The organism is Streptosporangium sp. NPDC051023, assembly GCF_040689595.1.
Classification (GTDB): domain Bacteria; phylum Actinomycetota; class Actinomycetes; order Streptosporangiales; family Streptosporangiaceae; genus Streptosporangium.
Window position 1 is genome coordinate 42,574 of sequence record NZ_JBFBCE010000007.1, and the last position, 14,912, is coordinate 57,485.

Here is a 14,912-nt window from a genome sequence, read left to right on the forward strand (position 1 = left end):
TCACCACTGCGGGGCGGGCGGGGTGGGCAGGGTGGCGAAGTCGGTGGCGAACTTCCACAGCAGGCCGGACAGGCCGCTGCCGGCGCCGTTGATCACGTAGTAGAGCGCGCCGCCGTTGGTGACGGCCAGCGGGGCCGATCCGGTCCACGCGTAGGCGTTCTCCTCGTAGTACTCGGACGAGTCGCCGTTGCGCAGGATCCGGGTGGCCATGAGGCCGTTGTCGAGGTCGGCGTAGAGGACCGCGCCGTACCCGGTCCCGGACAACGTCACGGACGGGGCCAAGCGCGACCAGCCGACGTCCTGCGGGCTGGTCCAGCCGCCGAAGCCGTAGCGCTGGCGGGTCATGTAGACGTTGTTGTCGGTGCCGGTGAAGGCGAGCACGACCTGGTTCCAGGGGGCGTTGCCATCGTTGACCTGCGCGGCCAGCGCGGGCGCCTTGTAGCTGGTCGCGTTCGGGACGATCGCGGGAGTGGCGAAGGCGGAGCTGCCGCCGTCGTAGTACATGGTCCAGATGTCGTTGCTGGTCTGGCTGTTCCAGCCGAGCATGTAGGAGTTGTTCGGCAGGGCGGCGGCCGCGATCGAGAGGTCGTCGGAGGTGCGCGCGTCGTTGGGGATCTTGGTCGGGGAGGGCAGTGTGGCCGGTAACTGGTAGCTCGTGGTGAGCTGGATCCGCTGCTGGTAGAGGTGGCCGTCGGTACCGGTGTGGAAGACCCGGAAGTTGCCGCGCGACCCGTCATCGGTCCAGATCATCACCGGGGCGGCATAGGTCTGCACGTACCCGGTCGGGGTGGGCAGCGGGTAGGCGGGGCCGTTGTTCAGCGAGATCCAGACGCCGTCGTTGTCCGCCCCGCGCCAGGCGTGCAGGATGTCGCCATGGTTGTCGCGGGCCTCGGCCGGGGTGGACCTGCTGGAGATCGGGCCGCCCGCGTAGGTCACCGCGCGCCACTGGGTGTCCTCGCCGGGGAAGCCGTAGTGGTAACCCGCCGACGCGGGAACCGCCAGGCCGATGATGACGGCGAGGGCCGCCACGGCTGCCAGAATGAGTCGCCGGAACATGTCTCCTCCAGGTGTGTTCGTCGAGGACTTCAGCATCGTCCCGCCTCACGTCCTTCGCACCAGGGGAGTCCCCTGGCCCCGGGCACCGGTGTGTCACCCGGGCGCGATCCGAGCACCTGGCGGGCCAGACGGCATTGCTGGAGTACGGAGCCGCCAGCGCCTCGGCCGATCCCGCGTCACCGTCCACCACACCAGGGCGCGGCTGATCTACGGCGAGTGGCTGCGCAGGCAGAACCGCAGAGTGGACGCACGAGTCCAGCTCAAGGCCGCCTTCCACGCCTTGGACGCCATGGGCGCGCGGGCGTTCGCCGGACGCGCCGAGCGGGAACTGCCGGCGACCGGAGAGACCGTGCACAAGCGCACCGAGGGTCCTCGGGGGCGGCTGACCCCGCAGGAGACGCAGATCGCCCAGCTGGCCTGTGACGGACAGACCAACCCGGAGATCGCCGCCCGCCTGTTCGTGAGCCACCGCACCGTCGAGTGGCACCTCCGCAAGGTCTTCGCCAAGCTCGACATCGCCTCCCGCAAGGAGGTGGGGCCCTCCAGGCCACGGGCCCCCATTCGGCCTGACGCCCCCAGGGGAAGGCCCAGGGACCTCCACGGGCGCGAGCCCCGGGGACCGCGAGCGATGGTGGGCACACATCAGCCCGCGATGCCCGGGCCATCCCCACAGGAGAGAAGATGAGCGAGCACGCCTCCGCCAAGTCCATCTGCCGGACGGTCGCCGTCCTGCTGGCCGCCCTCGTCACCTGCTTCGCCCTCGCTCCCAGCGCCAACGCACAGGGCAACTGCACCCACTACGGCGTCGCCGGGTACGCGCAGCTGTTCACCGGCTACAACTTCGACGGCGACTGCTACGAAGTGCGGCTCAACACCGGCTCGCACGTCATCCCCGCCTACGCGTCCAGGAAGATCTCCTCGCTGAGGAGCTGGGGCTGGTACGGCGGCGAGCGGGTGTGGCTGGCCGACTCCTACTACAACGGCGGCGCCGACTTCCCCGCCGGCCAATGGGTCACCTACCTGGGGCCCATGGACGACAAGGCGGACAGCGTCGAGTTCCGCTGATCGCCACGGGGGCCGCAGGAGACGCGAGGAGGAGAGGGAATCATGACGCAGACATATCGGACTTTGCGCCTTACCAGGGCGAGTAAGGGGGTGCTGGACGTCGTGATCGACGCGCCGCCGATGAACTTGATCGGTCCGGAACTGGTCCACGACCTGGCGAGCCTGTTCGGCGAGCTGGCGACCACTCAGGACATCCGGGCCGTGGTCCTGGAAAGCGCCGACCCCGAGTACTTCGTCCCGCACGTCGACCTGACCAAGGTCGCCGACTACACCGCCGAGGCGGCCAAGGCGGGCGGCCCTGGCGACGCCTCACTCGGCATGCTGTGGCACCGGCTCAGCGAGCTGCCGGTCGTGACGATCGCGAAGATCCGCGGCCGGGCACGCGGGGCGGGCAGCGAACTGGCGCTGGCCTGCGACATGCGTTTCGCTGCCCTGGAGAACGCCGTCCTCGGCCAGATCGAGGTCGGCACCGGCGCGCCTCCGGGAGCGGGGGGTGTGCAGCACCTGGCCCGGCTGCTGGGCCGGGGGCGGGCGATGGAGGTGATCCTCGGCTCCGAGGACTTCGACGCGAGTACGGCGGAGCGGTACGGCTGGATCAACCGGGCGCTGCCCGACGCCGAGCTGGACGCCTTCGTGGACCGGCTCGCGCGGCGGATCGCCGCCTTTCCCGCCGAAGGAGTCCGTACGGCGAAGCGGGTCCTCAACGAGCTGACCCTGCCACCGGCCGACGCCGTACGGGCGGACGCGATCCGATTCCGTGACCTGGTCGCGTCGGAGGCCACCCAGGCGCGGGTGAAGACCCTGTTCGCTCAAGGGCTGCAGACTCGGGGCCCGCTCGAACTCAACCTCGGCGATCGCCTTGGCGACCTGTAGGCTCTGTGCAAGAGGACGGACGGGCGGCGTGGATCGCCCGCCGCCCGCCCTGGCGGAGCTCACCGCAGCCTGAGCCCGCTTCCTCCGTAGACGGTCCGGAGGGCCCGTTCGACCGTCTCGTCGTTCTCCCCGACCGGCGCGACATAGTCGAGCACCGCGCGGGCCGCCTCCTCCCCGAGCGTGCGAGTGATCACCCACGTGGCGAGGTACTGGGACGCCAGGCACCCACCCGCCGTCGCGATGTTCCCCTCCGCGTGGAAGGGCACGTCCAGCACCTTGACCCCGTCGGCCTCGACGAACGGCCGGCTGGTCCTGTCGGTGCACACCGGCATGGAACCCAGCAATCCCAGGCGGGCCAGCACCAGCGCCCCCGAACACTGCGAACCGATCAGCTGCCGCCCAGGGTCGAGCGGCAACCTGGACAGCAGCCGATCATCGGCGACCACGTCACGGGTCTTCACCCCGCTCCCGATGAGCACGACCTCGGCCTCGGTCACGAACTCGATCGGCCGCTGCCCGGTCACCGGGACGCCGTTCATAGACGTGACCACCGGTGTTGGCGTGGTGATGAAGGCTTCCAGCCCGTCGGCCCGGCGCCGGTTGATCAGTGCCGAGGCGATGAAGCTGTCCAGCTCGTTGAACCCGTCGAAGGTGACCACCGCTACCCGCATGACGACTCCCTGGATGAGATCAGACGTACTTGTCATCATCACGCGCCTTACCCGCAGACCTGTCCAGCTGGTGGATCTCCGCCTGGCCAAGCACGTTTCGACAGTTCATCATCACGATGTGGCAGAGGCCCTATCAGAAGAGGAGCGAAATGTTTCTGATGTCCAATAAGTCGCATCTCAAGGCTGCGACCGCCGCCGCTGCGACCGCCGCCGCACTGATCGCCGTCACCCCCGGCACCGCCCAGGCGGCGGGCAACTGCACCCACTACGGCCAGGCCGGGTACGGGCAGGTGTTCACCGACTCCAACTACTCGGGCGACTGCTGGGAGTTCCAGATCGGCGTCTGGACGGTCTTCCCCGTCCTGGTCAATCACAAGGTCTCCTCGCTGCGGAGCTGGGCCGCCTACTCCGGGCAGCAGGTGCACCTGTCCGGCGACGGCCTGACGTTCACGGCGGGCGCGGGCGAATGGTGGGCGAGCCTGCCGGGCTGGTTCAACGACAAGGCCAACGCCGCCTACTGACGGAAGGCTCCGGGCCAGGCGACCGGCCCGGAGGCTTCACCGTACGTCAGAGCAGGGCGCGCAGGACCGGCTGCAGGGCGCGGTGGAAGGTCGGGTAGGCGAAGTGCATCCCGACCAGCGTCGCGATCGGTACCTCGGCGTGGATCGCGGTGACCAGGGCGGACAGGACCTCACCGCCCATACTGCCCACGACGGTGCCGCCGATCAGCACGCCCCGGTCGGCGTCGGCGACCAGTTTGATCGGGCCGGCCTCTGCGGCGATCCAGCCGCGGGTGCCGAGGTCGCCGGTGGCGGTCTTGACGTTGAGGCCGCGTTCGCGGGCCGCTGTCTCGGTGAGGCCGACCGAGCCGACCTCGGGCGCGGTGAAGGTGACGCGGCCGACCGCGCGGTAGTCGGCCCATGGGCCGTCCTCGCCGGTCAGGTCGCGGAGGACGATGTCCGCTTGATACATCGACATATGGGTGAAGGCGCCCTTGCCGGTGATGTCGCCGATGGCCCAGACGCCGTCGGCGACCCGCATCCGCTCGTCGGGATCGAGCACGCGCGCCTGCGGGTCCAGGCCGACATGCTCCAGACCGAGATCGGCCAGGTTGTTACGGCGGCCGGCGGCGACCAGCAGGCGCTCCGCCGTCACCACCCCGTCAGCCAGGTAAATGCGGAAGCCGTCGCCGTCGTGCTCCACCCGTTCGGCTCGCGCCGCCGTACGGACCCTGATGCCTTCGGCCGCGAACGCCTCGGCCACCGCCGCCGACGCCTCCGGCTCCTCCACGGCGAGCAGCCGGTCGGCCACCTCGATCACCGTCACCTCGATGCCGAAGGAGGCCAGGGCCTGCGCGAGCTCGCAGCCGATCGCGCCGCCGCCGAGGACGGCCAGCGAGGCGGGCAGCTCGGTCAGCCGGACGACGTCCCGGTTGGTCCAGTACGGCGTGTCCGCGAGCCCGGGGACGGGCGGCGCGGACGGGGAGGTGCCGGTGTTGAGGACGATGCCGCGCCGGGCGGTGTAGGCCGTCTGTGTGCCGTCGGGGCCGGTCACAGTGACCGTGCCCGGCGCGCTGATCCGACCCCGGCCACGCGCGAAGACGCCGCCCGCGCCGACCAGCCGATCCACCGCGACCTGGTCGTTCCAGTCGTCGGTGGCCTCGTCGCGGATGCGGTCGGCGACCGGCTTCCAGTCCGGGCGCACGGACGCGGCCTGCCGGGCGATCCGCAACCTGTCGGCGGCGGCGATCATCATCTTGGTCGGGATACACCCGTAGTAAGGGCATTCGCCGCCGACCAGGCGTTCGTCCACGCCGACGACCGACAGCCCGGCCTTGGCCAGGCTCCCTGCCACGTGCTCGCCACCGGGGCCCAGGCCGATCACTACGACATCGCATTCCATGGTCGTCTCCTCCCCATTCGTTTCCTCCTATGACCATGCGGCAGCCCCTCACCGTTTCGCACCCGTGCCAACCCCTGGCGCAGAGGCCAGGGCTCACCCCTGGTGCGATGGGGTCGCCGCCGGAGTGAAGCTGAGGCCGTTCCCACCGAAGGAGAGCGACCATGAACATCAATCTGGACGGGCTGGACATCCGCTACACCGAGAGCGAACCGCGTGACAGGCACGCGCTACTGCTCAGCCCCTGGCCTGAGAGCCTGTACGCCTGGGAGCCCATGTGGGCAGAACTGACCGCCGCCGCGCACGTGGTCGCCGTCGATCTGCCCGGGTTCGGAGGGTCGGAGGGCAGCTCAGAGGCGCTCACCCCGCGTGCCGCCGGACGCTTCGTGCTGCGCTTCATGGACGCGCTCGGGCTCGACAAAGTCCACGTCGTCGGACCGGACGTCGGCACCAGCGCCTCTCTGTTCGCGGCGGCTCAGCAGCCGGAGCGTTTCCACAGCATCGTCATCGGCGGCGGAGGCGCGTCGGCCGATCTCGCGCTCGGCGAACCACTCGCGGGCTGGGTGACCGAGCCGGACATCAGCTGGTACAAGTCGAATGCGGACCAGGTCATGCGGATGACCCTGGAGAACATCTTCCCGGCCACGCCGCTCGGCGAGCACGTCCGCGACGACTATGTCGCTTCGTACGCCGGTCCGCGCTTCGCCGAGTCGATGCGGTACGTCCGCACCTACCCGGAGGAGCTCGTGGCCCTCGAACCGCTGCTCCCGGCCATCCAGACGCCGGTCCGGATCATCTACCCCGAGCGGGACCTGGTCGTCCCGCGCCCGCACGCCGAGTACCTGGCCGCCCGGCTGCCCCACAGCTCGCTCGACGTCCTCGACGCCGGGCACTTCGCCTGGGAGGAAAACCCCAAGGGATATGCCTCCCTCGTCCTCGACTGGTGGGAGCGCCACCAGCCCATCGAAAGGTGAATCATCATGAAGCAGGATCTGAAGGTCGAAGCCGTCGTCATCCCCGTGTCCGACGTCGACCGCGCCAAGAAGTTCTACGAGGGCCTGGGCTGGCGGCTCGACGCCGACTTCGCCTTCGGCAACGGTTTCCGCGTCGTCCAGGTGACCCCGCCGGGATCGCCCGCCTCCATCCAGTTCGGCACCAAGATCACCAACCAGAAGCCCGGCACCGCCGAGGGCGTCTACCTGGTCGTCTCCGACATCGCCGCCGCCCGTGAGCAACTCGTCTCCCTCGGCGCCAACGTCAGCGAGGTCTTCCACCCCGAGGCCCCGGGAGCTCAGTTCGGGCTCGCCGAAGGCCAGGCGGACGGGCTCGCGTCCGAGCGGGCCAGCTACGGCTCCTTCGCGACCTTCCGCGACCCCGACGGCAACACCTACCTCCTGCAGGAGGTCACGACCCGCCTCCCCGGACGCGTCGAGAGCACGTCCACGACGTACGCGACGGTGAGCGATCTGGCCGGCGCGCTCAGAAGGGCCGCCGCCGCGCACGGCGAGCACGAGGCCCGCAACGGCGGCGCCCACGACGAGAACTGGCCCGACTGGTACGCCGCCTACCTGGTCGCCGAACACCACGGCGACGAACTACCCCGCTAGGACAGATCATGACCATCTTCGACGTCACCGCCGCCAACGGCGTGACCTACGCCTACCGCCGAAGTACATCCAGCGCGTCTTCAGCCGCACCGAGCACCTCGACCGGCCCAACGGCCCCGAGGTGGCCCGCGCGCAGTACGACGCGATCGTCGAGTGGGGCATCCCGGACCCCGGGCAGCTTGCGAGGCTCGCCGGGATCATCCAGCCCACCCTGGTCGCCGCCGGGGACAACGACGCGATGATCCCGACGGTCAACTCCCAGTTCCTCGCCGACCACCTCCCCGATGCCCGGCTGCGGATCTTCTCCGACGCCGGTCACGGGTTCCTGTTCCAGTACCCGCGCCAGTTCGCGGCGCTCGTCCACGAGTTTCTGTACGGCCCAGCGGACTGATCTTAGAATCGAGCCGTGCCAACAGCGCCGGTCCTTCGCGGACGCCTACCTGAACGTGACCGACTGGACCAGGCGCTGCGGCACGTCCGGGGCGGCGAGAGCGCCGTGCTGGTCCTGCGCGGTGAGGCCGGGGCGGGTAAGACGACGCTGCTGCACTACGTCGAGCGTGCGGCGGCCCATTGCCGGGTCGCCCGGGTCACCGGCGTCGAGTCCGAGCTGGAGCTGCCGTTCGCCGCGCTCCACCAGCTCTGCGCCCCGTTACTCGCCGCCTCCGTTATCCTGCCCGCGCCACAGCGGCAGGCGCTGGAGGTGACGTTCGGGCACGCCACCGGGGCGACACCCGACAAGCTCGTTCTCGGCCTGGCCGTGCTGGGCCTGCTCGCGGAAGCGGCCACCGAGCAGCCGCTCGTCTGCTTGGTCGACGACGCCCAGTGGATCGACGCGGCCTCCCGGCAGGTGCTCGGCTTCGTGGCCCGGCGGCTGCTCGGCGAATCGGTGCTCCTGGTCTTCGCCGTCCGGGAGCCGAACCAGGACACACTGCTGGCGGGGCTTCCGGTGCTGGCCGTGGACGGCCTGGACGACGCCGGCGCCCGGGAACTGCTGGCCGCGGCGACCCCTGGACGGCTCGACGAGCGGGTGGTCGACCGGATCGTGCGCGAGACCCGCGGCAATCCCCTGGCGCTGCTGGAGCTGTCCCGGAGTGGCCGGGCCGAGCTGCTCGGCGGGTTCGCCCTCCCGGAGGTCGGCACGGACGCTCTTCGAGAGCGCTACGAGCGGCGGATCCGTGCCCTGCCGGAGCCGACCAGGCACCTGCTGCTCCTCGCGGCCGCCGACCCCACCGGCGACGCCGCCCTGCTCTGGCGGGCCGCGCAGAGCCTCGGACTCGGGCCGCACGCGGCTGGTCCGGCGGAAGAGACGAACCTGGTGGAGATCGGGCGGAGTGTCCGGTTCCAGCATCCCCTCGTGCGCTCAGCCGCCTACGCCGCGGGCAGTGTCGAGGAACGCCGTGCCGTACACAGGGCTCTGGCCGCAGCCCTGGACGGCGGGAGCGACCGGGTGTGGCACCTCGCCGCAGCGGCGGACGGGCCCGATGACCGGCTCGCCGCCGAACTCGCCGACGCCGCGCAGGGTGCGCTGTCGCGGGGAGGCGTGGCCGCGGCGGCGGGGCTGCTGCGGCGCGCGTCGGAGCTGACCACCGACCCCGGGCTCCAGGTCGAGCGCACGCTGGCCGCTGCCCAGGCCAGCCTCGACACCGGCGCGTTCGCGGCGGCGCTGGGTCTGCTCGCCCGGGCCGAGGGCCTGCCCGCCGACGAGCTGCAAGGTGCGCGGATCGACCTGATCCGCGGCCGCACCGACCGCGCCGCCCGCTCAGGACGGGAGGCGCCGACGGCGCTGCTGCGCGCCGCCCGGCGGCTCGAACCCCTGGACAGCAGGCTGGCCAGGCAGACGTATCTCGACGCGTGGAGTGCCGCCCTCGTCGCGGGCGGCCTCGCTCTCCCCGACAGTGATCTGGCCGCCGTCTGCGCGGCGGCCCGCGAAGCGCCCCCGCCGCCCGGCGCGGCGACCGCCGCCGATCGTCTGCTGGACGGCCTGGCCGCGCTCATCGCCGGCGGGACCTCGGCGGGGCACCCGGCGTTGCGTGTCGCGGTCGCAGAATTCCTCGACGGTGCGGTGCCGACCTCCCTGTGGCTGCACTGCGGGGTGCTGGTCGCCAACGCGGCGCTGTCGCTGTGGGACTACGATCGCTGGGAGGCGGCCAACGCCCGGCATGTCGAGCTGGCTCGGGCCGCCGGTGCGCTCGCGCCGCTCGCCAACGCGCTCAACGTGCACCGGGTCATCGCGCTGTGGCGCGGGGACGTGGAGTACGCCCGCGAGCTGGGGCTGGAGGAGTCGACCGTCAAGGAGGTCACCGGCACGCGGCGGGTGTCGTACGGGAACCTGTTCCTGCTCGCCTATCAGGGGCATGCGGCTGAGGCGCTGCCTCTCATCGCGGAGGCGGCGGGTGAGGCCGTCGAGCGCGGGGAAGGCCTCGGCCTGTACTTCACCGACCGGGCCACCGCGCTGCTCCACCTGGGCCTCGGGCACTACGCCGAGGCGACGGGCGCCGCCGTACGAGCCGCGACCGGCGACCTCGGCCCCTTCACCGCGCAGGCCTTGCCCGACCTGGTCGAGGCCGCGGTGCGCAGCGGCGCGACCGCGATCGCCGAAACCGCGCTCGTCCGGCTCAGGACGTACACGGCCGGATCGGACGAGGAGTGGGCGACGGGGCTCGAAGCGCGCTCGCGCGCGCTCGTCAGTCACGGAGAGGACGCCGACCGGTCCTACGCCGAGGCCGTGGAGCGGCTCAACCGGACCCGGCTGAGCTTCGAGCTGGCCAGGACCCGGCTCGTGTACGGCGAGTGGCTGCGCCGCGAACGCCGCCGCGTCGACGCGCGCCAACAGCTCAAGCAGGCCTTTGAGGAGTTCGTGGCCATGGGCGCCGACGGCTTCGCCGAACGCGCCAGGCACGAACTGCTGGCGACCGGGGAGAAGGTGCGTAAACGCACTGCGGACACCGTGGACGACCTCACTCCGCAGGAGGAGCAGATCGCCCGGATGGCGCGCGACGGGCGTACCAACGCGGAGATCGGCGCGGAGCTGTACATCAGCGCCCGCACCGTCGAATGGCACCTGCGCAAGGTCTTCGGCAAGCTCGGCATCGGCTCGCGCAAGGAGCTGCGCGACGTGCCCGCCGGCGTTCTCCGCCCAAGCAGGTGACGGCAGCGTCTGTCTGCCGTCGCTTCCGCCGGTTCACAATGGCGGCCATGGATCTGCGAGAGTCGTGGACTTCCTGCGGTCGCGGCGGGACCGCATCCAGCCGGGCGAGGTGGGGATGCTCGCCGGGACGCGCCGCCGGGTCCCCGGACCGCGCAGGGACGAGGTGGCGGTGCCGGCAGGAGCGTCCGTCGACTACTACAACCAGCTTGAGCAGGGGCGCGGGGCGCAGCCGTCCGAAACCGCCGCCGGAAAGGCGCTCAGCACGCACCTCAGTGGATCTTGGTCTCAAACCGGTCCCAAAATCGAAAGTGATCTTCATGAGAACGGCGATCATCAAGACTACGAGAAAGGCCGGTCTACCTGGGCTCTCGCCCAAGCCGACCGGCCTGTTCCAACCGTCGGGACGACAGGATTTGAACCTGCGACCCCTTGACCCCCAGTCAAGTGCGCTACCAAGCTGCGCTACGTCCCGGTTGTCTTCGCCCTCTCGGGGTGGACGTCATAACCTTAGCGCAGATCGAGCGGACATATGCACGCCGTGGCGTCCGCCGGGCATACGTGATCATGCGAAGGACAGGTGCGTGTGGGGCGCAAAGCGCTGATCGACCATGAGGAACTGCGGAGACTGGCCGGGGAAGGGCTGTCCAACGCCGAGCTGGCCGCGCGGTTCGGGGTGAGCGAGTCGGGGATCCTGCAGGCCAAGCGGGCCGCGGGGCTCTCCAAGCCGATGCTCAACCACTCGCGGGCCATCCCGTGGAAGCTGGAGCGCTCACACACCCAGTCGGGCCCGGCGACGAACCTGCGCAACCTGTCGTCGGTCGCGCAGGGGCGCGCGATCCCCGGGGAGAAGCTCAACACCGCTTTGCGGTGGGCCGACCGGCTGGTCTCCGGCGGGCTGGACGTCGCCTACGAGCCGGGGACCGGCTTCAGGGAGGTGCCCGCGCCGCCGGAGGGGTCGCTCATCGGGACGCTTGTGGCCGAGGCGCGTGCGGCCCTCGAGGCCTCGGAGCCTTCCGGGGGCGCGTAGTCCCGCGACTCAGGGCAAAGCCATTCCTATTACCCATCAAAACTTTATAAAACGCGAAATTCAGGTTTTTCTAGCGGCGAATCGCGGACAAGGGCAGCCGGTTTCGAGGCGCGCCCCCGGGGCAGCGCACGGGGACAAACGCGTACACAACCGGAGGAAGACATGTCCACCGTGATCTGGGTAGCCGTGATCGTGGTGGTGGCGATCGTCGCAGTCGGCTACGCCGTACTGCGACAGCAACGCCGGCACCGACTTCGCGACCGATTCGGCCCCGAGTACGACCGCACCGTGCAGGAGCGCGAGAACCGGCGGGAGGCCGAGCAGGAACTCCTGGCCCGTGAGCAGCGTTTCAGCTCTCTTGACATCCGCCCACTGGACGCGGGGACCCGCGATGGCTACGCGCAGAAGTGGATGGAGGTCCAGGAGCGTTTCGTCGACGCTCCCGGGTTCGCGGTCACCGAGGCCGATCACCTGGTGACCTCCGTGATGGCGGAGCGGGGCTATCCGACCGAGGAGTTCGAGCAGCGGCTCTCCGACCTGTCGGTCACGCACGGCCGCACCCTCGACCACTATCGGCTGGCCCATGAGATCAGCAGTCGCGCCGCCCGCAAGGAGGCGTCGACCGAGGAGCTCAGGCAGGCCATGGTTCACTATCGCGCCCTGTTCGAGGAGCTGCTCGGGGCTTCCGGCGGCGCGATCAACGGCGACCACTCCACCTGGCGGACCGGTCCGGGCCACGGGGAGACGACCGAGGAACGGACCGGCCGACGTGACGTACAAGGACAGTGATCCGCTATGAACGATCGACCCGGCCGCGACGAAGACCGTCTCGTCTACAAGAACACCGGCGACACAGACAGCGTCGGCAACGAGGTGAACGTCCCCTCCCAGCGCGCCGACGAGGTGACACCGGAGTTTCAGGAACCGCGTCCCGAGGACGCGCTCGCCGGACGCCAGGACGGCCCTCACGGTGAGTGGCCCGGGCACCCCGGTGACCGCCATGACGGCCTGGGCGACGCTCTGAGCGCCTCTCCGCCCGGCAGGGACCCGCTGAACCCGGCCTACCAGGTGGATCCCGCACACCAGCCTGATCCGGGGGACCCGGCGAACCCGGTACCGACGGAGGCCGGGCAGGCCGAGAGGCAGGGGCCCGCGCATCCGGCGTCCGTGTCCCCGCCCGTCGCGGGGCCGCTGTTCGAGCAGGACGCAGAGGAGGTACGGCGTCGCTGGCAGGAGGTCCAGGCGAGCTTCGTGGACGACCCGCGTGACGCGGTCGAGCGCGCGGACTCCCTCGTCACGGAGATCACGGACTCCCTGCGCGCCGCGCTTGAGGCCCGTGCCTCCGGTCTTCAAGGCCGCTGGAAGAACACTGGCGGAAACGACACCGAGGACCTCCGTACCGCCCTGCGCGACTACCGCGCGCTGCTCGAACAGCTTCTTGACCTGTCCACCGGCCTGTCCACCGGGAAGAGGTGACGCATGCTCGCAATCGCTGCCGCCGTCGTGTTCGGCCTCGGCCTGCTGCTCGACCTGATCAACACCAGGATCGGCGGCATTACCGGTACGACCTTCCTCCTCGGCGGCCTGCTGCTCCTCGCACTGCACCAGGCGGGGGTCGGAACGGCGGGCGTACGGAGCGGGACCGGCGGAAGCTGGCGCCGCAGGCGCTGAGTCCCGCGGACGCCGGAGCCCGGCGGGCTCTTTGGTCATCTGAGAGCCACGGGTTCCGGCCTGTCCTCCCTGTCCACCCTGGCCGCGCGCTCGAACTCCTTGCGAGGCTCGGCGAGCTGACCGAGCGAGACGATATCCCTGCGGAAGAACAGCGAGAGGGTCCAGTCGATCAGAATCCGTACCTTCCTGTTCAGCGTGGGAACCCTCGACAGATGGTAGGTCCGATGCATGAACCAGGCGGACAGGCCGCGCAGCTTGTGGCCGTGGATCTGCGCCACCCCCTGGTGCAGCCCCAGGCCCGCGACCGATCCGGCGTAGGCATGCCGGTAGGGCCGCGGTTCCTCGCCTCTGAGCGTGGCCACCACGTTGCCGGCCAGCGTGCGCGCCTGCCGTACCGCGTTCTGGGCGTTGGGGGCGCACATCTCCCCCGGCCTGGTGAGATCGGGTACGGCGGCGCAGTCACCGGCGGTGAAGACGGTGCGGGAGCCCTCGACGGTCAGCTCGGCGGTCGCCTTGACCCGTCCCATCGCGTCCAGCGGAAGCCCGCTCGTGCGCACGAGCGGATGCGGCCTGACCCCGGCGGTCCACACGAGGGTGTCGGCGTCGCACTCGGTGCCGTCGTCGAGGACGATGTGACCGTCGACGGCGGACATCAGGCGGGTACGGGTCCGCACGTCGATGCCTCGCCCACGAAGCTGTTCCAGCGTCCAGCGGCCCATCTCGGGACCGACCTCCGGCAGGATGCGGTCCGTCGCCTCGACCAGGAACCAGCGCATGTGGCGGGGCTCGATCGTCGGGTAGTACGCGCAGGCGTCACGGGCCATGTCCTCCAGCTCGGCCAGCGCCTCGACTCCCGCGAAGCCTGCGCCGACGAACACGAAGGTCAGCGCCCTGGCGCGGATCGCGGCATCGGTGGTCGAGTCGGCCAGGTCGAGCTGGCCGAGCACGTGGTTGCGTAGGTGGATGGCCTCTTCGAGGCTCTTGAAGCCGATCCCGCACTCGGCGAGGCCGGGGATGGGCAGGGTGCGGGAGACCGAGCCCGGGGCGAAGATCAGCAGGTCGTACCTCAGGATGCGGCCGGGGCCGCCGTGCGGGCGCAGGTCGACGGTCCGGGCGACGGGGTCGACGCCGACCACCCAGCCGTTGAGGATCCTGCACCGGCGCAGGACCCGGCGCAGGGGGACGACGACGTGCCTCGGTTCGACGTTGCCCGCCGCGGCCTCCGGCAGGAACGGCTGGTAGGTCATGTACGAGTCGGCGTCCACGAGGGTGATCCGGGCCTCGCCCCGGCGGAGTTCGCGCTGGAGCCGCAGGGCGGCGTACATCCCGACGTAGCCGCCGCCGACGATCAGGATGCGGACAGGTTCAGTCATAAATCGGGCGTACCCCGAAAAACCAATTCAGACCTTGAAAGACATCGTGATGAACGTGCCCGCGGCCCCGGTCTCGAACGTGATGTCGGAGCTGACCATCCGGGCGACCCACAGGCCCATGCCGCTGGTGGCGTGGGGCCCGGGGGGCGTCTCGCCGGGGGGCGTCCGCGGGTTCCACCGGCCCTCGTCGTGGATCTCGACGACGAGGGTACGGCCGACGGCCCACATGCGCAGCACGGCCTTCGCGGTGGGATGCCCGTGCGTGACGGCGTTGGTCGCGACCTCGTTCACCGCGACGAGGAAGTCGGCCAGGCCCTCCTCGGACATCCCACCCTGAACGGCCCGCGCGGCGGCGAAGTCTCGCACGTCGGGCAGATCCGGCAGGCAGAAGGCGAGCTCGGCCACGGCGGCTCCGGCCGCGGGAAACCGGGAACGGTCGCCGCTCGCCAGGAAGCGAGCCGGACGAGCACCGTCCTCGTTCACGCGAGATCCGCCTCCCCTGTCCCACCGCGCCCTCGTTCT

16 protein-coding genes, 1 tRNA gene and 1 pseudogene are annotated in these 14,912 nt (G+C 70.6%); 12 read left to right on the plus strand and 6 right to left on the minus strand.

Going from position 1 to position 14,912, the window contains the following annotated elements:
* Complete coding sequence (locus tag AB0395_RS06460) at window positions 1–1,056, minus strand: hypothetical protein (protein WP_366277639.1); 1,056 nt, start codon at window positions 1,054–1,056, stop codon at window positions 1–3.
* Between AB0395_RS06460 and AB0395_RS06465 the strand changes: the two genes are divergently transcribed.
* The 3 genes from AB0395_RS06465 to AB0395_RS06475 are packed head-to-tail and all read left to right on the plus strand — an operon-like array spanning window position 1,055 to window position 2,994.
* The gene (locus AB0395_RS06465) at window positions 1,055–1,741 is read left to right on the plus strand and encodes a LuxR C-terminal-related transcriptional regulator (RefSeq protein WP_366277641.1); all 687 of its coding nucleotides are present in this window, start codon (window positions 1,055–1,057) and stop codon (window positions 1,739–1,741) included. The genes AB0395_RS06460 and AB0395_RS06465 overlap by 2 nt on opposite strands.
* Entirely contained in the window at window positions 1,738–2,121 is a 384-nt protein-coding gene (locus AB0395_RS06470) for a hypothetical protein (protein ID WP_366277643.1), read from the plus strand. The genes AB0395_RS06465 and AB0395_RS06470 overlap by 4 nt, the downstream gene beginning before the upstream one ends.
* 42 nt (window positions 2,122–2,163) lie before the next feature.
* Complete coding sequence (locus AB0395_RS06475; protein ID WP_366277644.1) at window positions 2,164–2,994, plus strand: enoyl-CoA hydratase/isomerase family protein; 831 nt, start codon at window positions 2,164–2,166, stop codon at window positions 2,992–2,994.
* Window positions 2,995–3,053: 59 nt separating this feature from the next.
* Here AB0395_RS06475 and AB0395_RS06480 read toward each other — a convergent pair whose 3' ends face one another.
* The gene (locus tag AB0395_RS06480; RefSeq protein ID WP_366277646.1) at window positions 3,054–3,665 is read right to left on the minus strand and encodes a hypothetical protein; all 612 of its coding nucleotides are present in this window, start codon (window positions 3,663–3,665) and stop codon (window positions 3,054–3,056) included.
* Window positions 3,666–3,823: 158 nt separating this feature from the next.
* On the opposite strand from AB0395_RS06480, the gene AB0395_RS06485 reads away from it, so the two are divergent.
* A complete protein-coding gene (locus AB0395_RS06485) occupies window positions 3,824–4,186 on the plus strand; it encodes a hypothetical protein (protein ID WP_366277647.1) in 363 nt (120 codons plus the stop codon).
* Window positions 4,187–4,232: 46 nt separating this feature from the next.
* Here the strand turns inward: AB0395_RS06485 and AB0395_RS06490 are convergent, their stop codons facing one another.
* Complete coding sequence (locus AB0395_RS06490; protein WP_366277648.1) at window positions 4,233–5,567, minus strand: NAD(P)/FAD-dependent oxidoreductase; 1,335 nt, start codon at window positions 5,565–5,567, stop codon at window positions 4,233–4,235.
* Window positions 5,568–5,728: 161 nt separating this feature from the next.
* Between AB0395_RS06490 and AB0395_RS06495 the strand changes: the two genes are divergently transcribed.
* The 4 genes and pseudogenes from AB0395_RS06495 (at window position 5,729) to AB0395_RS06510 (ending at window position 10,319) form a co-directional block, all read left to right on the plus strand.
* A complete protein-coding gene (locus tag AB0395_RS06495) occupies window positions 5,729–6,538 on the plus strand; it encodes an alpha/beta hydrolase (RefSeq protein ID WP_366277649.1) in 810 nt (269 codons plus the stop codon).
* 6 nt (window positions 6,539–6,544) lie between these two features.
* Window positions 6,545–7,171: a VOC family protein gene (locus AB0395_RS06500; protein WP_366277650.1), complete on the plus strand. Its 627-nt coding sequence runs from the start codon at window positions 6,545–6,547 to the stop codon at window positions 7,169–7,171.
* A gap of 64 nt (window positions 7,172–7,235) precedes the next feature.
* A pseudogene (locus AB0395_RS06505) lies at window positions 7,236–7,562 on the plus strand (alpha/beta hydrolase); the annotation flags it as partial.
* Window positions 7,563–7,577: 15 nt separating this feature from the next.
* A complete protein-coding gene (locus AB0395_RS06510) occupies window positions 7,578–10,319 on the plus strand; it encodes an AAA family ATPase (protein WP_366277652.1) in 2,742 nt (913 codons plus the stop codon).
* A 398-nt stretch (window positions 10,320–10,717) separates the two neighbouring features.
* Here AB0395_RS06510 and AB0395_RS06515 read toward each other — a convergent pair.
* Window positions 10,718–10,791: transfer RNA gene (locus AB0395_RS06515), tRNA-Pro, on the minus strand.
* A 111-nt stretch (window positions 10,792–10,902) separates the two neighbouring features.
* On the opposite strand from AB0395_RS06515, the gene AB0395_RS06520 reads away from it, so the two are divergent.
* The 4 genes from AB0395_RS06520 (at window position 10,903) to AB0395_RS06535 (ending at window position 13,017) form a co-directional block, all read left to right on the plus strand.
* Entirely contained in the window at window positions 10,903–11,346 is a 444-nt protein-coding gene (locus tag AB0395_RS06520; protein ID WP_366277653.1) for a hypothetical protein, read from the plus strand.
* 162 nt (window positions 11,347–11,508) lie between these two features.
* Window positions 11,509–12,135 (plus strand): hypothetical protein, encoded by a 627-nt coding sequence (locus tag AB0395_RS06525; RefSeq protein WP_366277654.1) that lies wholly within the window; start codon window positions 11,509–11,511, stop codon window positions 12,133–12,135.
* A gap of 6 nt (window positions 12,136–12,141) precedes the next feature.
* Complete coding sequence (locus tag AB0395_RS06530) at window positions 12,142–12,822, plus strand: hypothetical protein (RefSeq protein WP_366277655.1); 681 nt, start codon at window positions 12,142–12,144, stop codon at window positions 12,820–12,822.
* Between the two features lie 3 nt (window positions 12,823–12,825).
* A complete protein-coding gene (locus AB0395_RS06535; protein WP_366277657.1) occupies window positions 12,826–13,017 on the plus strand; it encodes a hypothetical protein in 192 nt (63 codons plus the stop codon).
* Window positions 13,018–13,052: 35 nt separating this feature from the next.
* Here the strand turns inward: AB0395_RS06535 and AB0395_RS06540 are convergent, their stop codons facing one another.
* Both AB0395_RS06540 and AB0395_RS06545 read right to left on the minus strand, forming a co-directional pair.
* Window positions 13,053–14,390, minus strand: coding sequence for an NAD(P)/FAD-dependent oxidoreductase (locus tag AB0395_RS06540; RefSeq protein WP_366277659.1), 1,338 nt, complete (start codon window positions 14,388–14,390; stop codon window positions 13,053–13,055).
* A gap of 27 nt (window positions 14,391–14,417) precedes the next feature.
* Window positions 14,418–14,873, minus strand: a complete 456-nt coding sequence (locus AB0395_RS06545; protein WP_366277661.1) for an ATP-binding protein — start codon at window positions 14,871–14,873, stop codon at window positions 14,418–14,420.
* Window positions 14,874–14,912 lie beyond the last annotated feature (39 nt).

Excerpts from the sequence above, each read along its gene's own strand:
- AB0395_RS06465 (WP_366277641.1), top strand. The coding sequence starts at position 1,055 with ATGTCTCCTCCAGGTGTGTTCGTCGAGGACTTCAGCATCGTCCCGCCT.
- AB0395_RS06460 (WP_366277639.1), bottom strand. The coding sequence starts at position 1,056 with ATGTTCCGGCGACTCATTCTGGCAGCCGTGGCGGCCCTCGCCGTCATC.
- AB0395_RS06470 (WP_366277643.1), top strand. The coding sequence starts at position 1,738 with ATGAGCGAGCACGCCTCCGCCAAGTCCATCTGCCGGACGGTCGCCGTC.
- AB0395_RS06475 (WP_366277644.1), top strand. The coding sequence starts at position 2,164 with ATGACGCAGACATATCGGACTTTGCGCCTTACCAGGGCGAGTAAGGGG.
- AB0395_RS06480 (WP_366277646.1), bottom strand. The coding sequence starts at position 3,665 with ATGCGGGTAGCGGTGGTCACCTTCGACGGGTTCAACGAGCTGGACAGC.
- AB0395_RS06485 (WP_366277647.1), top strand. The coding sequence starts at position 3,824 with ATGTCCAATAAGTCGCATCTCAAGGCTGCGACCGCCGCCGCTGCGACC.
- AB0395_RS06490 (WP_366277648.1), bottom strand. The coding sequence starts at position 5,567 with ATGGAATGCGATGTCGTAGTGATCGGCCTGGGCCCCGGTGGCGAGCAC.
- AB0395_RS06495 (WP_366277649.1), top strand. The coding sequence starts at position 5,729 with ATGAACATCAATCTGGACGGGCTGGACATCCGCTACACCGAGAGCGAA.
- AB0395_RS06500 (WP_366277650.1), top strand. The coding sequence starts at position 6,545 with ATGAAGCAGGATCTGAAGGTCGAAGCCGTCGTCATCCCCGTGTCCGAC.
- AB0395_RS06525 (WP_366277654.1), top strand. The coding sequence starts at position 11,509 with ATGTCCACCGTGATCTGGGTAGCCGTGATCGTGGTGGTGGCGATCGTC.
- AB0395_RS06530 (WP_366277655.1), top strand. The coding sequence starts at position 12,142 with ATGAACGATCGACCCGGCCGCGACGAAGACCGTCTCGTCTACAAGAAC.
- AB0395_RS06535 (WP_366277657.1), top strand. The coding sequence starts at position 12,826 with ATGCTCGCAATCGCTGCCGCCGTCGTGTTCGGCCTCGGCCTGCTGCTC.
- AB0395_RS06540 (WP_366277659.1), bottom strand. The coding sequence starts at position 14,390 with ATGACTGAACCTGTCCGCATCCTGATCGTCGGCGGCGGCTACGTCGGG.